The following is a 20,303-nucleotide window of genomic DNA, read 5'->3' as shown; positions in this document are numbered from 1 at the left end:
ATCATATTAAAGACTTCTGTTCTGCGATATTGGAAGTTTTATTCCCAATTTGAAAAACTGAAGATATTCCATCTCTTTGACATTTCCCTCTTTTAAAATGTTTTCTTTTTCAAAGGATGTGATGCCCTGTATGCTTGGATAAAGCAATAGACAGTTACAGATAATTGTATCATCGTCTGTCCCCAATAATTTGCGTCGGATACCTGGAGCACGTGCATATCGGGCCAATTGACCGATGTGTTCGGTATTCACCTCCGTGTCCCAGTCGGGTACATATTTTGCATCCATAATCAAATGTTCGTCCCGTTTTCCAAAATCTATTTCATCTTTTCGGGTTGCAATGTGATAGTATATCTTGCTCCCAAATCTGTTTCTAAGCATATTCAGTATATAAAGTTCGTACAGCAGTGGCATATCTATCCAAAAGGGAGGAAGCGTTTTGTCTGCATCGCCTTGAGCTGACTGTATGTCGTAGCTGAAACGGCGTAAAATAAGTTTGGCAACCTTCAAGGCTCGGGCATATTCTCTATAAAATGGATTGACTTGAAACTTTCGTATCTCTTGTGTGTCGGATATATCAGACACACTTTGAAATATAGGCAACATGCTTTGAACTATTCTTTGGAGTTCGTACGAATCAGATAATTCATAATTATTCAGGAAATGTGCTACGAATAGTAAGGTTTTTTTTAAGATACGGTTTTCTATGCAATCTTCAGAATACTCCTGATAGCGGCAATAGTTGTTCTCAATTCTTCCGGTACTAAGATTCTTTTTATATTGATGTGCAAATAGAATTTTCCCTTTTACTTTCCCTTTCAGATTTTCTTCTTTCAGAATATACCCTTTTTTCAATCCTTTTTTTATCAGCTTCTTCATCAGTTGTAGAAAGTGGATGATGATGAAAGGAGTAAATTCAAAAGGGGTATTCTCCAGATGAATACAAGGCTTGTCAAAATCTATGGAGTAGATTTGCATCAGTTTGTCCTGAACGTCGTTGTCATCGCTATAAAAGCAGTCCATGAACATTTTCAAATAGTCAACATTGATTTTGGGAAGTACCGATACCGAACATTCACCTTCCTTCAGCCATGACAATCCTATATAATAACTTGCTTTGACGGTTTGTTGCCGCAGGTCGCTGGTCAATCCCAAATAGACAGACTTATCCGGCCGGGCTGGAAAATCATTTATCTTGATTCCCGTTCGGCTAAATTCCTGATAGGCTATTGACTGATGTTCATGTAATACGATGTTCATGCTTCACCAAAACTCTTGATTACCTTGTATTCTTCGTCATCTTTTCTGAAAGCAAGCAGCCCATCGTTAAAATATTCCAAAAGCAAGGGACGTACTTCATAGACCATCTTGTTCTGAAGCTCTTCTTCATCCTTGGCCAAAAAATAGCTATGACCTATCATCAAGTCATCTTTTTCATATTCAGAAGAGACTTTCATTAAAGCGTCTACCTGGTCGAAATATGCCAGAGCTTTCTGTTTCAAATCATTGTCTGTGTAATAATTCTCAATTACATTCCTGTCAGCTTTTAAAGTGATGAAAGCAAAACGACGCCGGATAGCATAGTCAATGTAGCCTACACTGCGGTCGGCAGTATTCATTGTTCCAATTATATAAAGATTGCTGGGCACTCCAAATGTTTCCTGTGAGTAGGGAAGAGTGACCGTCAGTTCATTCTCTTCTCCTATTCGTTTGTCAGCCTCCAGCAAAGTAATCAATTCTCCGAATATTTTAGAAATATTGCCGCGGTTGATTTCGTCGATGATGAGAAGGTATGGTTGATTAGGAATAATATTGTCATTGTTATCTTCAACCTCTACAGGAGATGCTGTTGATTGTTTTCCTATCTCTATAGTTGCTTCTTTCGCCCTCTGAAGCATTACTCGTAAAATGCCTTGATAATAATTGTAATCCAGAGTCCTTGTACGTCCATTAGTTAATTGTTCTATTAACTTGAAATAATCATCTTTTCCTAAACCTTTGATATCATATCTATGTTCTTTATTTATAAAATAATCGAAAAGAGTCCTGAGATGACTACGTCTTTTAACAGTTTTACTATTACATATGATGTCGTCTCCATCACAATGAACAGGGAATGTGCCATGTCTCGTACTTTCCAATGCTGTAATTTTCCCAGCTTTAATATCGTTCAATATGGAAGTATAAATACTATCATAATCTTCAGAGCCCAAATATTTTGGGATGTTATTGACGGCATCATGCTTTGTGACAGAGGCAATAGCAGCCATCTTTTTAAATATTCCATCTGAAATTTTATAAGTGATGCCATTAGCTGTCATACAAGGTTTTATACCTTCTACGAACTCCTCATAATCAGTGGACTGATGAAAGGTTACAAATCCTATTCGCCCCCCATCATATAAGTCATTGTACCGTTCTATTATATCTTTCCTACTCATGAACGTGGTATCTACATTATCACATAATGCTACTGCCAATTCTGTAGTTGTATATGTTTTTCCTGTTCCGGGAGCACCTTGCAAAATGATTTGTTTCTTCTGCTTAAGAAGTTTTATTTGTTTCATATCAGCTGGAACATTATTATTGTCTGTATCTATGCCAAGTAGTTTTTTCATTTTATCCACATAATTGGTATAAGGAGTTATGTTTGTTAAAGTCTTAAGAACAATTGGTCCCATATCGTCGTGACTTTTTGTTTCTGCATTAATCCACTTAACATTTCTCAATGATGGATATTCTGAATACTTGTTGGGATCATAATAATAATCGGAAGTTATTACTCCCCAACCAAGTATGCTATTTCGCCCTTGTTTTGCAATAACGATGTCACCGATATTCATTTCATTGCAGAATTCCCAATTTGCTTTTGTGTCATTAGTTGGATTGTTCGCTTTATTATACGTTTTTTTTATAGCTTCTTTTATCTCAGAAGTCGTTTTATATTGTTGTAAGTCACCTATATCCCAACCTAATCCCATAACATGATTATTATAGAATGTTGGCCACATATTAGCATTCTCACCAGGAGCATATAACCAATATTTTACAGAAGGAGTATTGTAAATTCTTTCACAAAAACTAAATATGTCTTCTCCCATTTTCCTTTTTTCTAAGATTTTAGCTTGAAACAGAGTCGTGGAAGTTTTATGATTTAATTCCGGACATATATTGAATAATAGTTCTCGTTTAAAAAAATGTGCAATAATAGGATGAGCTATATCTGATTGATAATGAAAAGCTATTTTCCATTTATAGGCATGTCCTAAGTCTGCTTCTTCGATAGCTTTTAAATCTCCTCTATATGCACTTTCTGCAATTTTTATAATTATACTTTTGATTTGGTCAAAGGCTTGAGATTCATTATTCCCATATTTGGAGCTCCATGCATATTTATCTGAATAACAAGCACCAATATCTTTCCTTTTAGGCGTTTGTTCATTTCGATTGAATATTCCAAATTTAAATGAAGACCCTCCCCATATTGAGCCTAATTGGTCAAGACGGGATTCAAGCCAATAAGTAAAAGTGTGTTTATCTCCAATCTTAGAATACTCATCTAAACGCATGGTGTATAAACGGCTTATAGGCCATTCTTGTCTGAATGAATTGTATAATTCAATTTTTTCTTGGATATTCATTTTTTTTAATATAAATATGGTCTCCTTATTTTAGTACTCCCTGTGGATACTGCATCGTGACGCAATGGAGCGACCCGTGCTGGCAGATGAGGGCACGACAGTCGATGCCTACAATCTCATAGCCTGGGAAAGCCTGGCTGAGCACTTCGGCAGCACGGCGGTCATTGTCGGGTTGGGCGTAGGTGGGGTAGAGTACGGCTCCGTTTACCACAAGGAAGTTGGCGTAGGTGGCTGGCAGGCGTTCGCCGTCTTCTACTACGGCATCGGCCATCGGCAGGGGGAGCAGACGGTAGGGTTTTCCTGTAAGGGTGCGGAAGGTCTTGAGTTGTTCTTCCATCTGGCGGAGCGCGTCGTAGTGCTCGTCCTGCTTATCGGTACACTGCACGTAGACGATGGTGTCGTCGGGGCAGAGACGGGCCAGGGTATCGATGTGACTGTCCGTATCGTCGCCCGCCAGGTAGCCATGGTCCAGCCAGAGAACCTGCTGTACATGGAAGGTACGACGCAGGTAGTCTTCAATTTCGGCCTGTGTCATCTGTCCGTTTCGGTTGGGCGAGAGCAGGCACTCTGACGTGGTGAGCAGCGTGCCCCGTCCGTCGCTTTCGATGGAGCCTCCTTCGAGGACAAAGCCCAGGCGGTTCTCGTAGGTGCCGTGCAAGGCTCCTGCCTCCACTAGGTGGCGGGTAATCAAGTTATCTTTATCTGACGCGAATTTCAGTCCCCAGCCGTTGAACTTGAAGTCGAGCAGGATGGGGCCTTCTGCACCTATCAGGGTGATGGCGCCGTGGTCGCGTGCCCATGTATCGTTGGTGGGGCACTGCACAAAGCGTACGTTCTCCATGCGGACGGTATCGGCTATCTGTCGTTTCACAGCTTCGGGTTCGGGTGTGACGATGAGCAGCCGTTCGCGGGCGGCAATCTCGCGGGCGATGTTCACGAAACATGCCTGTACGCGCGGGAGCATATAGGCCCAGTCGGTAGCGGCATGAGGCCACGTCAGCTGCACACCGCTCTGCGGTGCCCATTCAGCTGGAAAATAGGTTGTTGTCTTTTCCATCACTTGTTGGCCTCCTTGGGTTTACGGTCGAAGAACGGATTCTTGGAAGAGGCACTGACGGGGATGGCCAGTACGTTCTTGCATTGGGGCAGCCATTGCAGGCGTTGGGCAGCCAGTCCAGCAGAGAACATGACACGCGTATCGACACGCAGGTCGGCAGCCATGGCGCAGGCCGAACCGACAGCGATGCCCACATCTATGGTGTTCAGTGCACAAGGCACTCCTTCGGTACGGGCAGCGCAGGTGGCGAAGCCACAATGCCCGCAGTTCAGGCCCTGAGCCTGCTCGCGTGTACCTATGATGACGACGCATTCGGCCTGCAGGATGTTGTCGGCATCGCGCAAGAAGAATTTCATGCCGGTCTCTTCGGATATCTGCCGCATTGTGTCGGAGAGTTTTTGCAAATCATCGTCGGTTACCATAGCCACCTCTACGACGTCGATGCCCTTGCCTTTGGGAGCGGTGCGGGCGGCTGTCATCATTTGTCGGGCCACGGCGAGTACATGCTCGTGGCGCAAGTCTCTTTCGTTCTGTATCATAATCTGAATGTCGTTTTTTTGAATGAATCAGTGAGACAAAGATACGACAAATATTTGGCTTCGTCAGAATAAAGGAGAAATGGGTTGCAAAAAAATAGGTTCTCCTGCCTGTATTCATTCTTTTTTCTTATCTTTGCACCCAAATTCTCTGTTTTATGAAGATAAAAGAGATCGTAAGCGCCCTTGAACGGTTCGCGCCTCTGCCATTGCAAGACGGATTTGACAATGCCGGCCTGCAAATCGGATTGACAGAAGCGGAAGCAACAGGGGCTTTGTTGTGTCTTGACGTAACCGAAGCTGTGCTGGACGAGGCTATCGGACTTGGTTATAATCTGGTGATTGCCCATCATCCGCTCCTCTTCAAGGGCTGCAAGTCGATTACGGGACGGGACTACGTGGAGCGTTGCATCCTGAAAGCAATCAAGAACGACATCGTGATTTATGCTGCCCATACCAATATGGACAACGCCTGGGGTGGGGTCAACTTCAAGATAGCCGAGAAACTCGGACTGAAGAACGTACGTGTGCTCGAGCCCAAGGAAGAAGCCCTGGTGAAGCTGGTCACGTATGTGCCTGTGGCGCAGGCCGAAGAGGTGAGAAACGTCTTGTTTGCGGCCGGATGCGGCTGTATCGGACGCTATGACTCGTGCAGCTACAACGTGGAAGGCAGCGGTACGTTTCGGGCACAGGAGGGGACACATCCCTATTGTGGCGCTGTCGGCGAACTGCATACCGAGGCAGAGGTGCGCATCGAGACCATCGTGCCTGCCTATCGGAAGGCGGAAGCTGTCAGGGCTCTGCTGAAGGTGCATCCGTATGAGGAACCTGCTTTCGACTTGTATCCGCTGCAGAACACATGGCAGCAGGCTGGGGCGGGCGTGATAGGCGAACTGGAAAAGCCTGAGACGGAACTGGAGTTCCTGAAGCGCGTCAAGAAGACGTTCGAAGTGGAATGCCTTCGCCATAACAAACTGATGGGAAGGGAGATACAAACCGTTGCTTTGTGTGGAGGCGCAGGCGCTTTTCTTCTGCCATTGGCCATCCGGCAACGGGCGGACGTGTTCCTTACAGGAGAAATCAAGTATCATGAGTTTTTCGGCCACGAAGGTGAAATCCTGCTGGCCGAGACGGGACACTACGAAAGCGAGCAATATACGAAAGAAATATTCTATACTATAATCAGGGACCTGTTTCCCAGTCTGGACGTACAGCAGACGCGGGTGAACACCAATCCCATAAAATACATGTAACTAAAATGGCTAAAGAAGCAAAGAAAGATTCGCAGGAACTGACGGTGGAACAGAAACTGAAAACTTTGTTCCAGTTGCAGACAACTCTCTCGAAGATTGACGAAATCAAGACACTGAGAGGAGAACTTCCGTTGGAAGTACAGGATTTGGAAGACGAGATTGCCGGTTTGAACACCCGTATCGAGAGAATCAATTCGGAAATTGCCGAGCTGAAATCGTCCATCGCTACCAAGAAGGTAGAAATCGAGACAGCCAAGGCTTCTGTCGCAAAGTACAAGGACCAGCAGGACAACGTGCGCAACAATCGTGAGTATGACTTCCTGAGCAAGGAAATTGAATTCCAATCACTGGAAATAGAACTGTGCGAGAAGCGCATCCGTGAGTTTACGGAGCAGGAAGCCGCCAAAGAAAAAGAAGTGGAAACTTGCACTGCACAGCTGGAAGAAAGAAAACAGGACCTGGAGGTGAAGAAGAACGAACTGGACGAAATCGTTTCGGAAACCAAGCAGGAGGAAGAGAAGCTGAGAGACAAGGCCAAGGATCTGGAAACCAAGATTGAACCCCGTCTGCTTCAGTCGTTCAAGCGTATCCGCAAGAATTCCAGAAACGGTTTGGGCATCGTCTACGTACAGCGTGACGCTTGCGGTGGTTGCTTCAACAAGATTCCGCCCCAGAGACAGCTGGACATTCGTTCGCGCAAGAAAATCATCGTTTGCGAATATTGTGGCCGTATCATGATAGACCCTGAACTGGCAGGCGTAACAGTAGAGCCGAAGGCAGATGCTGCCAAGGAAAAGCCGACTCGGAGAAGAAGAACGACGGCTTCGGATGCCGAATAACCAGTATCTGAAGAGATATAAGAAAAGGAGGCCGATTTCAGCCTCCTTTTTTTATTTTGCCGCCCGCAGGATGAAGGTGGTGGCGCCGATGGTGACAATCGCTCCGTCTTCGATGCGGATGCGGTCCTTGTCACCCAGAATTTCATTGTTCAGGAACGTGCCGGTCAGGCTGGGGGCGTCGCGGAGGGTGTAGACCAGTTCGCCCTGCTTGTTGCGCTTGACGTTGATGATGCAGTGGCGGCGGTCCATGCTCATGTCCGACGTCTCGATAGGTACGTTGATTTCCGTTCCGATGCAGCGACGGCCGATGATGTTGTCGCCCTCTTTCAGCGGAAGCACCTGCTTGAAGCCGAAAACATTCTCGATGACAGTGATGCTGCCATAGGCTTCCTGGTATTCGCTTTCGTCCAGCTTTTCTTCCTTGCGCGGGGCCTGCATCTTGGTCTTTCCCAGGCGGATGCTGAACTGCTTCTTGCAATGGTCGCAAACGAAGACCAAAGACTGGCCTTCGGTATATTTGGTTTCGTCGAAAGTCAGATAACTTTCACATTTGGGGCAACGTATTCGTTTCATTCCTGATAGGGGTTATATTTGCTTGGTACAGAGAGTCGAGTGCGTTTAGTACTTCAGTACCCAGGCACTCTCGTAGTTTTTGTTCTGACGAATGCTTTGCAGGCTTTGATAAGCTTCGGCTTGCGTGGCAAACGATTCGATGCTTACCCTCATTTTACCGTTGCCGATGATGGCGGAAGCTCCTGCATAACCTTTCTCTTTCAGCTGACTGGCCATCGCCTGGGCATCTTTCTCCGTAGCTACACTGGCTACAATGATGTGATAGGGCTTTTTGGCTGCTTTGGCAACAGGTGCCGCAACGGGTTGGGCAGCTGTCTGCTCTTGTTTCGTTTCGGTTTTGTCAGTCGCAAGGTCCTTGACTTTCACTTCCCGCATGACAATCGGCTTGACGTGCTTGGCCTTGTTCTCGGTTGTGGCAGGGCGGCGTTGAGCTTGAGCGGACGCTGTCTTCTGGGGAGCCGCTTCAGGTTGTTGTACAGGCGTTACGGCCAATGAGCTTTTTCCTATTTGCTCGAGCAGCTCTTCAGGGAGCAGGCGGGCATAGTTGCCTTGGACGACTTCTGTATTTTCTATGGGCGTAGAAAAGAGAAAGAACAATATCACTGCCGCAATCATGGCCACAGCGTTGGTCAGGTAAGTGCGGTTCAGGCGGAAGGTGCGCAGCCGTCTTTGAGGTTTGGCCATGGTTGTCGTGACGGTCGGCATGCGACGCGGCATGCCTGCTGTAGGCTTCCGATCTTCTTTCCTTTGCAGTTCGGCCAGCGGTTTCATCTCGAAGCTGTCCAGACCATAGAGGCTGGGGGTAGTCACCTGATTGTCGTATGGAACGAAATCGTAGGTACCGTGAATGGTATAACGGATTTCGCCGACGTTGGGCAGTACCACTTTCCCGTTTTCATGGAGGCTGGCGATGAGTTCCTGTATCTTCTTGTTGACCATTCGCGTGGCATCCGAAAAGTTGGTGCCGTATACAGACATATAGGACTGCACCAGCACTCCGTCGTTCATCTTCAGCTGAGGGTTGAAGCCGATGGTGCGCGTGGGAGGGAGGAACGTGTGCTCTTCCTCGATGTAGGTTGCCGCATTGTAATGGGCTACAAATCCGCCTAAGTCGGGAAGAATGACGCAATCATTCTCCAGCAGCAGTGTCTCTATGTGTCGGGCCAAATCAATCATGATGCAAAAATAACGTATTTATCGGAAAAAACGATTGTTTCCCCAACTTTTCTTATGAACAAAATATCAACAATATGGCGGCTGAACAGCATATTTTTCCTACTTTTGCAGCGTTTTACATTAGACTTACACTATTTATATGCGAATCGGTACCTGTCTTCTGGCTTTCCTGCTACTGGGTGGAGGAAATGCCATGGCGCAGAAAGAAAGGAAGTTGGATCCTTTTGTAGAATATGGCGCAACGGTCCATACGGGTGACAACACCCCCTTGTGGCAGATGAGCAACCTGCAGGGGCTGGCTTCGTTGGACAACAGCACATACATCCGCGGAGGCGTTTTCTACCATGACCAATGGGGAAAGTGGACGGTAAGCGGAGGGCTGGATCTGGTGGCGGCCGCAGGATTCAATTCGGGCATCCAGCAGGCTTACACTGACTTCCGCTACAAATGGTTCGGCATTTTTGCCGGCAGCAAGGAGATGACCGCTCCATTGATCAATTCCCGCCTGAGCAGCGGCGAGCTGACGTGGTCGGGCAACTCCAAACCCATTCCCCAGATTATGATCGGCATTCCAGAATATCTCTACCTGTTGCCCCGCCTGGCCATCAAGGGAGAAATTTCGTATGGATGGTTTACGGACAGCAACTGGATGGAAGCCCATACCAATTTGGCTGCAGGAGGCTGGTATACGAAGAACATCAAATACCATCACAAGGAGGGGTTTGTTCGTATCGGCGTGCCTGGAGGCAAGTGGCAGCTCGATTTCGGCATGACGCTCGACACGCAATTCGGTGGGCAGATGGTGACCGCCAGTGGGGTAACGGACCTGGGCAACAGCCTGAAAGACTACTTCCGCATCTTTATACCTGGTTCAGCCGGCGAGGACAAACCCGTCAACGATGCCTTGTTCTATCAGGGAAACTTTGTCGGAACAGAGCAGATCCGCGGTACTTATCGCGGTAAGGAGGTGGCTGTCAGTCTCTATTTGGACAATTATTTTGAAGATTTTTCAGCCATGGGCAAGCAGAACGGATGGGATGGTCTGTGGGGCTTGGAACTGAAATTCAAGCGCTTCCGCCCCATCAATAACATCGTATTGGAGTATCTGCAGACTACCAACCAGAGCGGCCCCCTGCATGGGCTGCACGAGCCTGAAGAAGGCCCTGTGCACAAGACGGGCGGCAGCGACAACTATTACAACAACGGCCTGTATCCCGGCTGGGCCCATTGGGGCATGGCCAACGGAAACCCTCTGCTCCGTTCGCCCATTTATAATGAGAACGGCACCCTGTCGTTCAAGTACAATCGTGTGAAGGCTGTCCACCTGGGATGGAGCGGCGAAATTTCCGATGAATGGGAATACATGGCCAAGCTGACGATGAACCGCACCTGGGGTACGCATGGGGCACCTACCTTGGATATTTTGGAGAACTTTTCGGCCTATGCCGCTTTCCAATACCGGCCGGCCAAGCTGAAGACGTGGGCCTTCCATGCTTCGCTGGGATTGGATACAGGAGATATCTATGGCGACAACTTCGGCTTCCAGCTGAAGGTGCGCAAGACATTCTGAGCCTGCAGGCTGTAAACGAAACGGAGGGATGCTGACTCGAGTGAGTCTCAGCATCCCTCCGCTTTTTATCGTTGTCGCTTCTTGTTATTCCTTGCTCGGCTTGGCTCCCTTGCCGCCCGAGCGTTTCTTGCCGCCCCGATGGGACTTGTTTCCATTGCCGCTTCCGCCCCGTTTGCGTCCGCCCTTGTCGTGGTTGCGCGGCTGGTATTCGGGTGCTTCGCCCAGTTCGGCAGGGACGGGGATTTTATAGATATCCTTTTCGAGGAACTTCTCGATGGTGTGGAAGTTGGTCTGCTCCTTCTCGCTGACGAAGGTGATGGCCACGCCGTCGTTGTTGGCACGGGCAGTACGTCCGATGCGGTGCACATAGTCCTCGCAGTCGTGGGGTACGTCGAAGTTGATGACCAGGCGGATGTCGTCGATATCGATGCCTCGGGCCACGATGTCCGTTGCCACCAGGATGTTGACGCGTCCTGCCTTGAACTCGTGCATGACGGCCTCGCGCTGCGCCTGCTCCAGGTCGGAGTGCATTTCGCCTACATTCAGCTTCATCTGCTTCAGGGCCTTGGTCACTTCCTTCACCTTGATTTTCGACGAGGCAAAGATGATGACCCGCTCGGGCACCTCGTCCGTGAAAAGGCTGCGGATGATGCCCAGCTTCTGGTTTTCGTAGCACACGTAGGCTGCCTGTATGATTTTGTCCGCCGGCTTGGAGACGGCCAGCTTCACTTCGACGGGGTTGTTCAGGATGTTGTTGGCCAGCTGCTGTATTTTGGTCGGCATGGTGGCCGAGAACATGATGGTCTGCCGGTTCTTGGGCAGATACTTCACAATCTGCATGATGTCGTCGTGGAAACCCATGTCGAGCATGCGGTCGGCTTCGTCCAAGATGAAGTAGGACACCTTCGACAGGTCCACGTAGCCCAGGTTGAGGTGGGCAATCAGACGGCCGGGGGTGGCTATCACCACGTCGGCTCCCAGCGTCAGGCCTTTCTTCTGCTGTTCGAAGAGGATACCATCGTTTCCGCCATACACCGCCACGCTGCTCACGGGCAGGAAATAAGCGAATCCCTCCATCTGCTGGTCTATCTGCTGGGCCAATTCGCGGGTAGGTGCCATCACGATGCAGTTGATGGCATCTTCGGCATGTTCTTCTTCGGAGAGACGGTTCAGGATGGGCAGCAGGTAGGCGGCCGTTTTTCCTGTTCCTGTCTGTGCGACGGCTATCAGGTCCCTGCCTTCGAGTATCACGGGGATGGCTTTTTCCTGTATCGGGGTGCATTCTTCGAAGCGCATGGCGTCGAGCGCGTCGAGAACACTGTCGTTCAGGGGTAATTCAGAAAATTTCATGTTATAACTCTAATTTCGTGCAAAGATAATCAGAAGTCATGAATTTAAGATACCGTTGGGAAAAATATTCTGTTTTGAATTTGCTCTTTTGTATGTCTGTCACTACTGTTATTATCAATTTCAAATGATGTCTTAGCTCAAATTAAGATTACATAAAAAAGTGGAATTGCACTGTTGATTAAAATGGTTATTTTAGGATAATTACAGTGCAATCCCGCGTCGGCATGTTTCGAGCATACCGTTTGTTATAAAGTAGCAATCGGGGGCTCGAGTTATGTTGTTAGAGCTTTATAAATTAAATCTCATTCTCCATACATTGAAATAGTCGTTTTTGTTGGCTCGACTCGAAATGAAATAAATATATTTACCATCTGCAGACCATTTGGGGCAGCAGTCATCGGCAGGATGATAAGTCAATTGCAGGAAGTTTGTACCATCCAATTTAACGGCAAACAAATCGAGATTGTTTTTCTTTGTGATGGAAGATTTGCTGTTGCCTTGGCATAAGATCCATTGGCCGTCAGGAGAAACAGTAGGATTGCTGAAGCCTCTGTCCTTATCCGAAAGAATCAGTGTTTCTTTGCCTTCGACATAGTTTATCATCCAGATTTCACTGACACCTGCAGTAGAGTTTCTGACGCAAATGAAGGAATCGTTCTTGTCACCGATCAGACTCGGGTTGTATCCTCTAGCACATGATGTAAGAGCTCCGTCTTCAAGGTTGAGTGACCAAATGGAAGGTCCTGACTTATCAATTCTAGTGAAAAATAAAATTTTACCGTCTTTCGTAATAACAGGATTTGAATCAAGATTGTTATTGGTTAGTTGTCTCATCAAACTTCCCGAATGTGCATTAGTGACTCCAATTTGCATTTTCTGTACGTCTGAGTTGTCTGAGAAGTATAGATTACCGTCAGTTCCCCATGAGAAGTCATTAACGTTTCTGAATGTTCGTTGTGTAGCTGCGCTCTGAGGACCAGATTTACGTACCATAATATTGGATTGTTTGTTGATGTTACTAACGTAAGCTAGTTCAGTGCCATCGGGTGAAATGTCAAGTAAGCGTCCTGTTCCCCAATAAATATTACTGTTTTTACATCCTCCGATAGTGGAATAGGCAAAACTATTTTTCATCATGAAATTCATTCTTGCATTTCCCATTACTGAATTAGAGGACTCGTCTGTGATTTTCATTACATTCGATCCGCTTTCTTCTGGAGCTGTCATGTCCATAAACTTACCCGATCCACAAGATCCCATGGATAATAAGCAAATGCTTAACAATGCAAAATTTCTAAAATCATTTCTTTTCATAACCTTACTAGAATTAATATTTTTTCCAAAATTATAAATTTTTATTTGTCTTGGTATTAAAAAAGTCAACTTATAACATTATATAACAGGAAGTGTTGTGTATGAATTATTTTATTCGGATAAATGTAGCCATTTATTAATTATACAAATCTGTTTAAGTATAGAATAATGTATGATAGTCCATTATATATCTCTATGATTACAGTATTGTGATATTCGATGTATGAAAATAAGTTCAATGTATACATGGGCCGCTAATTTAACTTTATTTACATTTCGTTTTGGTGCTATTTTTGTGTTTTATGCTAAATAACATAAAAATAAGCCTGCAAAAAGTGAGAAAATCGCTTGTTTATTTGGAACTTAATTTGAGAAATGCTTACCTTTGCCACCGATTTCAGATGAAAGGTCTTGACTGTCAGCAGAATTGTTGGGTGTCGGGCCCTGTAAGACAATGTTTCGGGAAGAAATCACTGTCACGAACGGCAGTCCCGAATAGTATTTAACCAAAACCGTATTGCATGAGATATGTAAAATGGATTTTTGTTGTATTACTACTTAGTTCCTTGACTTCTTTTGTTTCAAAAGACAAACCTACCGGAGGTTTGAATGTGGGCGACATAGCCCCGGATTTTACTATCCAAACTATGTCTGACGTGCAACCGTCCAACGGTCTTTCAGACCTGAAGGGCAAATATGTGTTGCTGAGCTTTTGGGCCAGTTACGATGCGCAGTCCCGGATGCAGAACGCAAGTTTGAGCAATGCGCTTCGCCAATCGGCCTCCGACAATGTGGAAATGGTTTCCGTGTCGTTCGACGAATATCGTTCCGTCTTCGAGGAAACCGTTCGTAAGGACCAAATAGTTACTCCCGCCTGTTTCGTGGAGACAGAAGGTGAAGACTCCGACCTGTACAAGCAATATCGCCTGGGTCGTGGTTTTACTAACTATTTACTGGATGATAATGGTGTGATTATTGCCAAAAACATCTCTGCTGCTGAGCTTTCGGCCTATCTGAACTGATGCTTATCCGTCGGTCGGACAGGAAGAGAGTGGTTGATAAGAGGAAATGAATACAACAAAAGAGCCCCTCCTGCACTTGTGGCGACACGAGAGCAGGAGGGGCTTCATGTTTTTTTTAGCTACGAGTGATGAGCTACGAGCTACGAGTGAGGATTATAAAGCTACGAGTTGTCGGCATGTAATCTGCACTCGCCACTCATAGCTTTTCACACCTCGTCACTCGTAGCTCGTAGCTTGTAGCTCATTTACTTGGGCGCCTTCTTGTACAGATAGAACGCAATGAAGGCATACAGCACGTTGGGAATCCAGACGGCAATCATCGGCGGCACGTTGCCGTTGACGGCAAACGTCGAGGCGATGGTCTGGAAGAGGATGTACGAGAAACTCAGTCCCAGTCCGATGCCCAGGTGCAGACCCATGCCGCCCTTGGTCTTTCTGGACGAGAGCGACACGCCGATCAGCGTCAGGATGAAGGAGGCGAACGACATGGCGATGCGCTTGTGGTACTCGATCTCGAACTCCTTGATGTTGGCAAAGCCTCGTTGCTTCTGTCGGTCGATGTACTCGCTCAGCTGCGGGCTGGTGAGCATTTCCTGCTGGTTCTTCATGATGAGGAAGTCCGCCGGTTCCATGAAGAGCGTGGTGTCGATGCGCTCGCCGCGGGTTATCTTCTCCTTCATGCCGTCCATTTCGCGTATCATGTAGTCCTTGATGATCCAGTGGTGATAGGATGTCGTGTCGTAGGTGATGCTGCGTGCCGTCAGGTGCGACACCAGCTGCTTGTCCTTGAACTTGTCCAGCGAGAAGCGGTAGCCCGTCTTGCGGTAGTCCTCGAAGCGGTCGATGTAGGCGATGACGCCCGAGTCCACCTCCAGCTGGATGTTGCGGGCCGAGTTGGCCTTTCGGGGCTTGTAGTACTTGTCCTCGAAATTGATGCGCGTCACGCTGCCCTTGGGGATGACGTACGACCCCAGCCAGAAGGTGGCGACGGCGATGATGGCGGCCGACACCATGTAGGGCCGCAGCATGCGCTTGAAGCTCATGCCGGTGGAGAACATCGCGATGATCTCCGAGTTTTCGGCCAGCTTCGAGGTGAAGAAAATGACGGCGATGAACACGAACAGCGGGCTGAACAGGTTGGCGAAGTAGGGGATGAAGTTCATGTAGTAGTCGAAGACAATGGCGCTCCAGGGCGCGTTGTGCGACATGAACTTGTCCTGCTTCTCGTTGAAGTCGAACACCACGGCAATGGAGATGATGAGGGCGATGGCAAAGACGTACGTCCCCAGGAACTTCTTGATGATGTACATGTCCAGCCGCTTCAAGAATCCGCCTGTCAGCTTGGATATGCCGACATTCAGTTTCGGTATTCGTATGCTTCTTAGTTTTTTCATAATCTTGTAGATACTCGTTTTACCATCATGGGCTTCCAGGTGGCAAAGTCACCTGCGATGATGTGCTTGCGCGCCTCGCCCACCAGCCACAGGTAGAAGGCCAGGTTGTGTATGGAGGCTATCTGCATGGCCAGCAGTTCCTGTGCGTGGAACAGGTGGCGCAGGTAGGCCTTCGAGTAGAGCGTGTCCACGTAGGAGGCGCCGCCGGCCTCGATGGGCGAGAAGTCCGTTTCCCATTTCTTGTTGCGCATGTTCATGATGCCGTCCTTGGTGAAGAGCATGCCGTTGCGTCCGTTGCGGGTGGGCATCACGCAGTCGAACATGTCCACACCGCGCTCGATGCCCTCCAGAATGTTGACCGGCGTGCCCACACCCATCAGGTAGCGGGGCTTGTCCTTGGGCAGGATGCCGTTCACCAGCTCTATCATCTCGTACATCTTCTCCACAGGCTCGCCCACGGCCAGTCCGCCGATGGCGTTGCCCTCGGCCCCCTTCGAGGCGATGTACTCGGCCGAGCGCGTGCGTAGGTCGCGGTACACGCAGCCCTGCACGATGGGGAAGAGCGACTGGTGGTAGCCATACTTCGGCTCCGTCTCGTTGAAGCGCGCGATGCAGCGGTCCAGCCAGCGGTGGGTCAATTCCATCGACTTCTTGGCATAGTTGTAGTCGGCATCGCCAGGCGTACATTCGTCGAAAGCCATCATGATGTCGGCCCCGATGGTGCGCTCGATGTCCATCACGCGTTCGGGCGTGAAGATGTGCTTGCTGCCGTCGATGTGCGAGCGGAACTCGGCACCCTCCTCGCGCAGCTTGCGGATGCTCGAAAGGGAGAACACCTGGAAACCACCGCTGTCGGTCAGCATCGGGCGGTCGAAGCCATTGAACTTGTGCAGGCCGCCCGCCTTCTCCAGCACGTCGAGGCCCGGTCGGAGGTACAGGTGATAGGTATTGCCCAGAATGATCTGCGCCTTGATGTCGTCCTTCAGCTCCGTCAGGTGTACGCCCTTGACGGTGCCCAGGGTACCTACGGGCATGAAGATGGGAGTCTCAATCTGCCCGTGGTCGGTCGTTATCAGGCCGGCGCGGGCGTTGGTCTTGCTGTCGGTATACTGTAATTCGAATTTCATGCTTCTTCCTTTTGTTCCTTTTCCTTGTCTTTCCTGGCGGTGAGGTCGATGGCATCGGCCACCTTCTCGTCGGTCAGCGCGAGGGCAAACACCTCCTTCACATCCTTCACGTAGTGGAAGGTGAGCCCCTTGAGGTAGATGTCCTGAATCTCGTCAATGTTCTTGCGGTTCTCCTCGCTCAGGATGATTTCCTTGATGCCTGCACGCTTGGCGGCCAGAATCTTCTCCTTGATACCGCCTACGGGCAGCACCTTGCCGCGCAGCGTGATTTCACCCGTCATGGCCAGATTGGCCTTCACCTTGCGCTGCGTCAGGGCCGAAGCCAGCGAAGTGGCCATCGTGATGCCCGCCGACGGTCCGTCCTTTGGGATGGCCCCTTCGGGCACGTGGATGTGTATGTTCCAGTTGTCGAAGATTTCCTCGTCCAGCCCCAGCAGCGATGCATGCGCCTTGATGTACTCCAGCGCCAGCATGGCCGACTCCTTCATCACGTCGCCCAGGTTACCCGTCAGCGTCAGGCGTCCGCCCTTGCCACGGCTCAGGCTCGTCTCCACGAAGAGGATTTCGCCGCCCACGGCCGTCCATGCCAGGCCCGTCACCACGCCCGCATAGTCGTTGCCCTGATACTTGTCGCGCGTGTATTCGGCCACGCCCAGATAGTCGTACAGGTCTTCGGGCTTGATTTCCGTCTTCAGCAGGTAGCCGTCGGTGGCATACTGTCGGGCCACCTTGCGCATGATCTTGCCTATCTTCTTCTCCAGCTCGCGCACGCCGCTCTCGCGGGTGTACTGCTCGATGATGGCCTCCAGCGTCTGTTTGGGCAGCTTCACGTCGGTCTTCTTCAGTCCGTTGGCCTCCAGTTCTTTGGGCACCAGGTGGCGTCGGGCAATCTCGATCTTCTCCTCCGTGATGTATCCGCTCACCTCAATCAGCTCCATGCGGTCCAGCAGGGGGCCGGGGATGGTGTTCAGGTTGTTGGCCGTGGCGATGAACATCACCTTCGACAGGTCGTAGTCCACGTCGAGGAAGTTGTCGTGGAAGGCCGAGTTCTGCTCAGGGTCGAGCACTTCGAGCAGGGCCGACGACGGGTCGCCCTGACGGTCGGCGCTCACCTTGTCTATCTCGTCGAGGATGAAGACCGGGTTCGACGATCCCGCCTTGATCAGGTTCTTGATGATGCGCCCCGGCATGGCGCCGATGTACGTGCGGCGGTGTCCGCGTATCTCGGCCTCGTCGTGCACGCCGCCCAGCGACATGCGCACGTACTTGCGCTTCAGCGCGGCGGCTATCGAGCGTCCCAGCGACGTCTTTCCCACGCCCGGAGGGCCATAGAGGCAGATGATGGGCGACTTCATGTCGTGCTTCAGCTTCAGCACGGCCAGGTGCTCCAGGATGCGTTCCTTCACCTTCTCCAGTCCGTAGTGGTCCTTGTTCAGCGTCTTTTCGGCGTTCTTCAGGTTGAAGTTGTCCGTGGTATAGATGCCCCAGGGCAGGCTCAGCATCGTCTGCAGGTAGTTCAGCTGCACGCTGTAGTCGGGCGACTGCGGGTGCGTGCGCTCCAGCTTGTCCACCTCCTTCAGGAAGGTGGCCTTCACCTCGGCGCTCCACTTCATCGTGTCCGCCTTGCGGCGCATCTCGGCTATCTCCTGTTCCTGCGTGCTTCCGCCCAGCTCGTCCTGAATGGTCTTGATCTGCTGTTGCAGGAAGTATTCGCGCTGCTGCTGGTCGATGTCCTCGCGGGCCCTCATCTGGATGGAAGCCTTGATTTCGGCCAGCTGCACCTCGCGGTTCAGTATCTCCAGCAGGTGGTAGGCGCGGTCGCGCATGGAGGTCAGCCGCAGCAGTTCTATTTTTTCGTCCTTCTTCAGCTGCAGGTTGGTGCAGATGAAGTTGATGAGGAAGATGGGGTTGCTGATGTTCTTGATGGCAAACGAGGGATCTTGCGAGAACATCTCCGACGTACGCATGTAGCGCACGATGAGGTCCTTGCAGGCCTCCACCAGCGCCTGGAATTCCTTGTCGTTCTTGTCGGGCAGTTCCTCGTCGATGGTGGTCACGTGTCCCTTCAGGTAGGGCGTGGTCTCCACGATTTCCTTCAGCTGCATGCGCTTGGTGCCCTGCAGGATGGCGGTGGTCGACTGGTCGGGCATTTCGAGCACACGTATCACCTTGGCCACGGTACCCATGTCGTGCAGGTCCTCGGCCAGCGGCGCCTCCGTGTCGGCCACCTTCTGGCACACCACGCCGATGTACATTCCCTTGCGCTCGGCGTCCTTGATGAGCCGCAGCGACGACTTCCGCCCTACGGATACCGGCATCAGCACGCCCGGAAACAACACCATGTTGCGAAGGGGCAGTATGGGCAGCACGTTGTCTATCTCCACGTCCATCAGCTGCTGTTCGTCGCCTCCTTCGTAGTCGGCAATGACGGAGAAGCCTCTTCCGGCCTGCGATTCGTCATCGCCCATATAAAATCTTTTCTTCATTTCTTTCCTGTTAAGTTAGTACTCTCTTGTGGGAGTTCACAATGCAGATGCAAATTTACGCTATTTCTTTGTATTAATCGGCCCCCAATTCTTTAAAAAGACAAAAAACGGGCATTTTGGGGACTTTTTTTCGGGCGGATTTCCTTACTTTTGCGACAGCAATCCATCAGAGCGATATGTCCGAATCATCCTTTTTGTTCAAACAATTCATCGTCCGCCACGACCGCTGCGCCATGAAGGTGGGCACCGACGGCGTGCTGCTGGGCGCGTGGGCTCCTGTGGAAGGCGTCCGCACGGCGCTCGACGTAGGCACAGGTACGGGCCTCATAGCCTTGCAGTTGGCCCAGCGCAACCCCCTGCTGCAGGTCACGGCCGTCGAGGTCGATGCCGATGCCGCCTCGCAGGCATCCGAGAACGTTTCCGCCTCGCCCTGGGCGGACCGCATCCGTGTGGTCTGTACAGATTTCCGCGACTTCGAGCCCGCCGCGCGCTACGACCTCATCGTCTCCAACCCTCCTTACTTCATCGACGCGCTTCCCTGTCCCGACCGCCAGCGCAACGCCGCCCGCCATGCCGGCGGCCTGAACTACGACGTGCTCTTCCGCCGTTCGGCCCGGCTGCTGGACGAGGGCGGAGTGGTGAGCATCGTCATCCCCAGCGAGGTGGAGCGTGCGGCCGAAGACGCCGCCTGGATGCAGGGCCTCTATCCCTGCCGCCGCACGCGTGTCTACACCAAGGCAGGCAAGCCCGCCCGCCGCGTGCTGGTCGCCTACAGCCGCCGTCTGGGTCCTGTGGACGAGGATGCGCTCTACATCCACCAGGCGGGTGGCGACTACTCCGACGACTACCGCCGCCTCACGGGCGATTTCTATCTGAAGTTCTGAGGATAAAGAGGGTAGGAGCGGGAAGGAGCTTCGTTCGTGCCTGCCCATTTTGTCATTCTCCGCCAGCCTTCCCCTCTGTCA

Annotated in this window: 16 protein-coding genes; 5 read left to right on the top strand and 11 right to left on the bottom strand. The window is 50.2% G+C overall.

Going from position 1 to position 20,303, the window contains the following annotated elements:
• Nucleotides 1-6: 6 nt before the first annotated feature.
• The 4 genes from BQ7483_RS08230 to BQ7483_RS08215 are packed head-to-tail and all read right to left on the bottom strand — an operon-like array spanning nt 7 to nt 5,237.
• Complete coding sequence (locus BQ7483_RS08230) at nt 7-1,260, bottom strand: 5-methylcytosine restriction system specificity protein McrC (RefSeq protein ID WP_072545551.1); 1,254 nt, start codon at nt 1,258-1,260, stop codon at nt 7-9.
• On the bottom strand, nt 1,257-3,641 hold the full coding sequence (locus BQ7483_RS18245; RefSeq protein WP_072545550.1) for an AAA family ATPase: 2,385 nt from the start codon (nt 3,639-3,641) through the stop codon (nt 1,257-1,259). The genes BQ7483_RS08230 and BQ7483_RS18245 overlap by 4 nt, the downstream gene beginning before the upstream one ends.
• A gap of 25 nt (nt 3,642-3,666) precedes the next feature.
• A complete protein-coding gene (locus BQ7483_RS08220; protein WP_083535689.1) occupies nt 3,667-4,698 on the bottom strand; it encodes an agmatine deiminase family protein in 1,032 nt (343 codons plus the stop codon).
• On the bottom strand, nt 4,698-5,237 hold the full coding sequence (locus tag BQ7483_RS08215) for a ferredoxin domain-containing protein (protein ID WP_072545548.1): 540 nt from the start codon (nt 5,235-5,237) through the stop codon (nt 4,698-4,700). Before BQ7483_RS08215 ends, BQ7483_RS08220 begins: the two co-directional genes overlap by 1 nt.
• Before the next feature lie 155 nt (nt 5,238-5,392).
• Between BQ7483_RS08215 and BQ7483_RS08210 the strand changes: the two genes are divergently transcribed.
• Together BQ7483_RS08210 and BQ7483_RS08205 are read left to right on the top strand one after the other, a co-directional pair.
• The gene (locus BQ7483_RS08210) at nt 5,393-6,487 is read left to right on the top strand and encodes a Nif3-like dinuclear metal center hexameric protein (RefSeq protein ID WP_072545547.1); all 1,095 of its coding nucleotides are present in this window, start codon (nt 5,393-5,395) and stop codon (nt 6,485-6,487) included.
• Nucleotides 6,488-6,492: 5 nt separating this feature from the next.
• The gene (locus tag BQ7483_RS08205; RefSeq protein WP_072545546.1) at nt 6,493-7,326 is read left to right on the top strand and encodes a zinc ribbon domain-containing protein; all 834 of its coding nucleotides are present in this window, start codon (nt 6,493-6,495) and stop codon (nt 7,324-7,326) included.
• A gap of 51 nt (nt 7,327-7,377) precedes the next feature.
• Here the strand turns inward: BQ7483_RS08205 and BQ7483_RS08200 are convergent, their stop codons facing one another.
• Together BQ7483_RS08200 and BQ7483_RS08195 are read right to left on the bottom strand one after the other, a co-directional pair.
• The gene (locus tag BQ7483_RS08200; RefSeq protein WP_072545545.1) at nt 7,378-7,899 is read right to left on the bottom strand and encodes an FHA domain-containing protein; all 522 of its coding nucleotides are present in this window, start codon (nt 7,897-7,899) and stop codon (nt 7,378-7,380) included.
• Between the two features lie 45 nt (nt 7,900-7,944).
• A complete protein-coding gene (locus BQ7483_RS08195) occupies nt 7,945-9,075 on the bottom strand; it encodes an HU domain-containing protein (RefSeq protein WP_072545544.1) in 1,131 nt (376 codons plus the stop codon).
• A gap of 139 nt (nt 9,076-9,214) precedes the next feature.
• Here BQ7483_RS08195 and BQ7483_RS08190 point away from each other — a divergent pair, with 139 nt between their 5' ends.
• A complete protein-coding gene (locus BQ7483_RS08190) occupies nt 9,215-10,645 on the top strand; it encodes a capsule assembly Wzi family protein (protein WP_072545543.1) in 1,431 nt (476 codons plus the stop codon).
• Between the two features lie 84 nt (nt 10,646-10,729).
• Here the strand turns inward: BQ7483_RS08190 and BQ7483_RS08185 are convergent, their stop codons facing one another.
• Together BQ7483_RS08185 and BQ7483_RS08180 are read right to left on the bottom strand one after the other, a co-directional pair.
• Nucleotides 10,730-11,995, bottom strand: coding sequence for a DEAD/DEAH box helicase (locus tag BQ7483_RS08185; protein ID WP_072545542.1), 1,266 nt, complete (start codon nt 11,993-11,995; stop codon nt 10,730-10,732).
• Nucleotides 11,996-12,283: 288 nt separating this feature from the next.
• Nucleotides 12,284-13,309, bottom strand: a complete 1,026-nt coding sequence (locus BQ7483_RS08180; RefSeq protein WP_072545541.1) for a TolB family protein — start codon at nt 13,307-13,309, stop codon at nt 12,284-12,286.
• A gap of 521 nt (nt 13,310-13,830) precedes the next feature.
• On the opposite strand from BQ7483_RS08180, the gene BQ7483_RS08170 reads away from it, so the two are divergent.
• Nucleotides 13,831-14,331 carry a redoxin domain-containing protein gene (locus BQ7483_RS08170; protein ID WP_072545540.1) on the top strand — a complete coding sequence of 167 codons (501 nt, stop codon included), beginning with the start codon at nt 13,831-13,833 and terminating at the stop codon, nt 14,329-14,331.
• Between the two features lie 245 nt (nt 14,332-14,576).
• Here BQ7483_RS08170 and BQ7483_RS08165 read toward each other — a convergent pair whose 3' ends face one another.
• From BQ7483_RS08165 to lon, 3 genes are all read right to left on the bottom strand, one after another.
• Nucleotides 14,577-15,641: an LptF/LptG family permease gene (locus BQ7483_RS08165; RefSeq protein WP_235847344.1), complete on the bottom strand. Its 1,065-nt coding sequence runs from the start codon at nt 15,639-15,641 to the stop codon at nt 14,577-14,579.
• Between the two features lie 80 nt (nt 15,642-15,721).
• A complete protein-coding gene (gene tgt / locus BQ7483_RS08160; protein WP_072545538.1) occupies nt 15,722-16,852 on the bottom strand; it encodes a tRNA guanosine(34) transglycosylase Tgt in 1,131 nt (376 codons plus the stop codon).
• Nucleotides 16,849-19,338 carry an endopeptidase La gene (lon, locus tag BQ7483_RS08155; RefSeq protein ID WP_072545537.1) on the bottom strand — a complete coding sequence of 830 codons (2,490 nt, stop codon included), beginning with the start codon at nt 19,336-19,338 and terminating at the stop codon, nt 16,849-16,851. The genes tgt and lon overlap by 4 nt, the downstream gene beginning before the upstream one ends.
• A 176-nt stretch (nt 19,339-19,514) precedes the next feature.
• Between lon and BQ7483_RS08150 the strand changes: the two genes are divergently transcribed.
• Nucleotides 19,515-20,222, top strand: a complete 708-nt coding sequence (locus tag BQ7483_RS08150; protein ID WP_072545536.1) for a tRNA1(Val) (adenine(37)-N6)-methyltransferase — start codon at nt 19,515-19,517, stop codon at nt 20,220-20,222.
• Nucleotides 20,223-20,303: the final 81 nt, after the last annotated feature.

The sequence above is a fragment of the Mediterranea massiliensis genome, from assembly GCF_900128475.1.
In the GTDB taxonomy this organism is placed as follows: domain Bacteria; phylum Bacteroidota; class Bacteroidia; order Bacteroidales; family Bacteroidaceae; genus Bacteroides; species Bacteroides massiliensis_E.
This window is presented reverse-complemented; position numbering and strand designations above follow the sequence as displayed.

Coding starts and splice junctions, on each gene's coding strand:
- BQ7483_RS08190 (WP_072545543.1), top strand. CDS start 9,215: ATGCGAATCGGTACCTGTCTTCTGGCTTTCCTGCTACTGGGTGGAGGA.
- BQ7483_RS08210 (WP_072545547.1), top strand. CDS start 5,393: ATGAAGATAAAAGAGATCGTAAGCGCCCTTGAACGGTTCGCGCCTCTG.
- BQ7483_RS08200 (WP_072545545.1), bottom strand. CDS start 7,899: ATGAAACGAATACGTTGCCCCAAATGTGAAAGTTATCTGACTTTCGAC.
- BQ7483_RS08165 (WP_235847344.1), bottom strand. CDS start 15,641: ATGTACATCATCAAGAAGTTCCTGGGGACGTACGTCTTTGCCATCGCC.
- lon (WP_072545537.1), bottom strand. CDS start 19,338: ATGAAGAAAAGATTTTATATGGGCGATGACGAATCGCAGGCCGGAAGA.
- BQ7483_RS08215 (WP_072545548.1), bottom strand. CDS start 5,237: ATGATACAGAACGAAAGAGACTTGCGCCACGAGCATGTACTCGCCGTG.
- tgt (WP_072545538.1), bottom strand. CDS start 16,852: ATGAAATTCGAATTACAGTATACCGACAGCAAGACCAACGCCCGCGCC.
- BQ7483_RS08205 (WP_072545546.1), top strand. CDS start 6,493: ATGGCTAAAGAAGCAAAGAAAGATTCGCAGGAACTGACGGTGGAACAG.
- BQ7483_RS08185 (WP_072545542.1), bottom strand. CDS start 11,995: ATGAAATTTTCTGAATTACCCCTGAACGACAGTGTTCTCGACGCGCTC.
- BQ7483_RS08170 (WP_072545540.1), top strand. CDS start 13,831: ATGAGATATGTAAAATGGATTTTTGTTGTATTACTACTTAGTTCCTTG.
- BQ7483_RS08220 (WP_083535689.1), bottom strand. CDS start 4,698: ATGGAAAAGACAACAACCTATTTTCCAGCTGAATGGGCACCGCAGAGC.
- BQ7483_RS18245 (WP_072545550.1), bottom strand. CDS start 3,641: ATGAATATCCAAGAAAAAATTGAATTATACAATTCATTCAGACAAGAA.
- BQ7483_RS08230 (WP_072545551.1), bottom strand. CDS start 1,260: ATGAACATCGTATTACATGAACATCAGTCAATAGCCTATCAGGAATTT.
- BQ7483_RS08150 (WP_072545536.1), top strand. CDS start 19,515: ATGTCCGAATCATCCTTTTTGTTCAAACAATTCATCGTCCGCCACGAC.
- BQ7483_RS08195 (WP_072545544.1), bottom strand. CDS start 9,075: ATGATTGATTTGGCCCGACACATAGAGACACTGCTGCTGGAGAATGAT.
- BQ7483_RS08180 (WP_072545541.1), bottom strand. CDS start 13,309: ATGAAAAGAAATGATTTTAGAAATTTTGCATTGTTAAGCATTTGCTTA.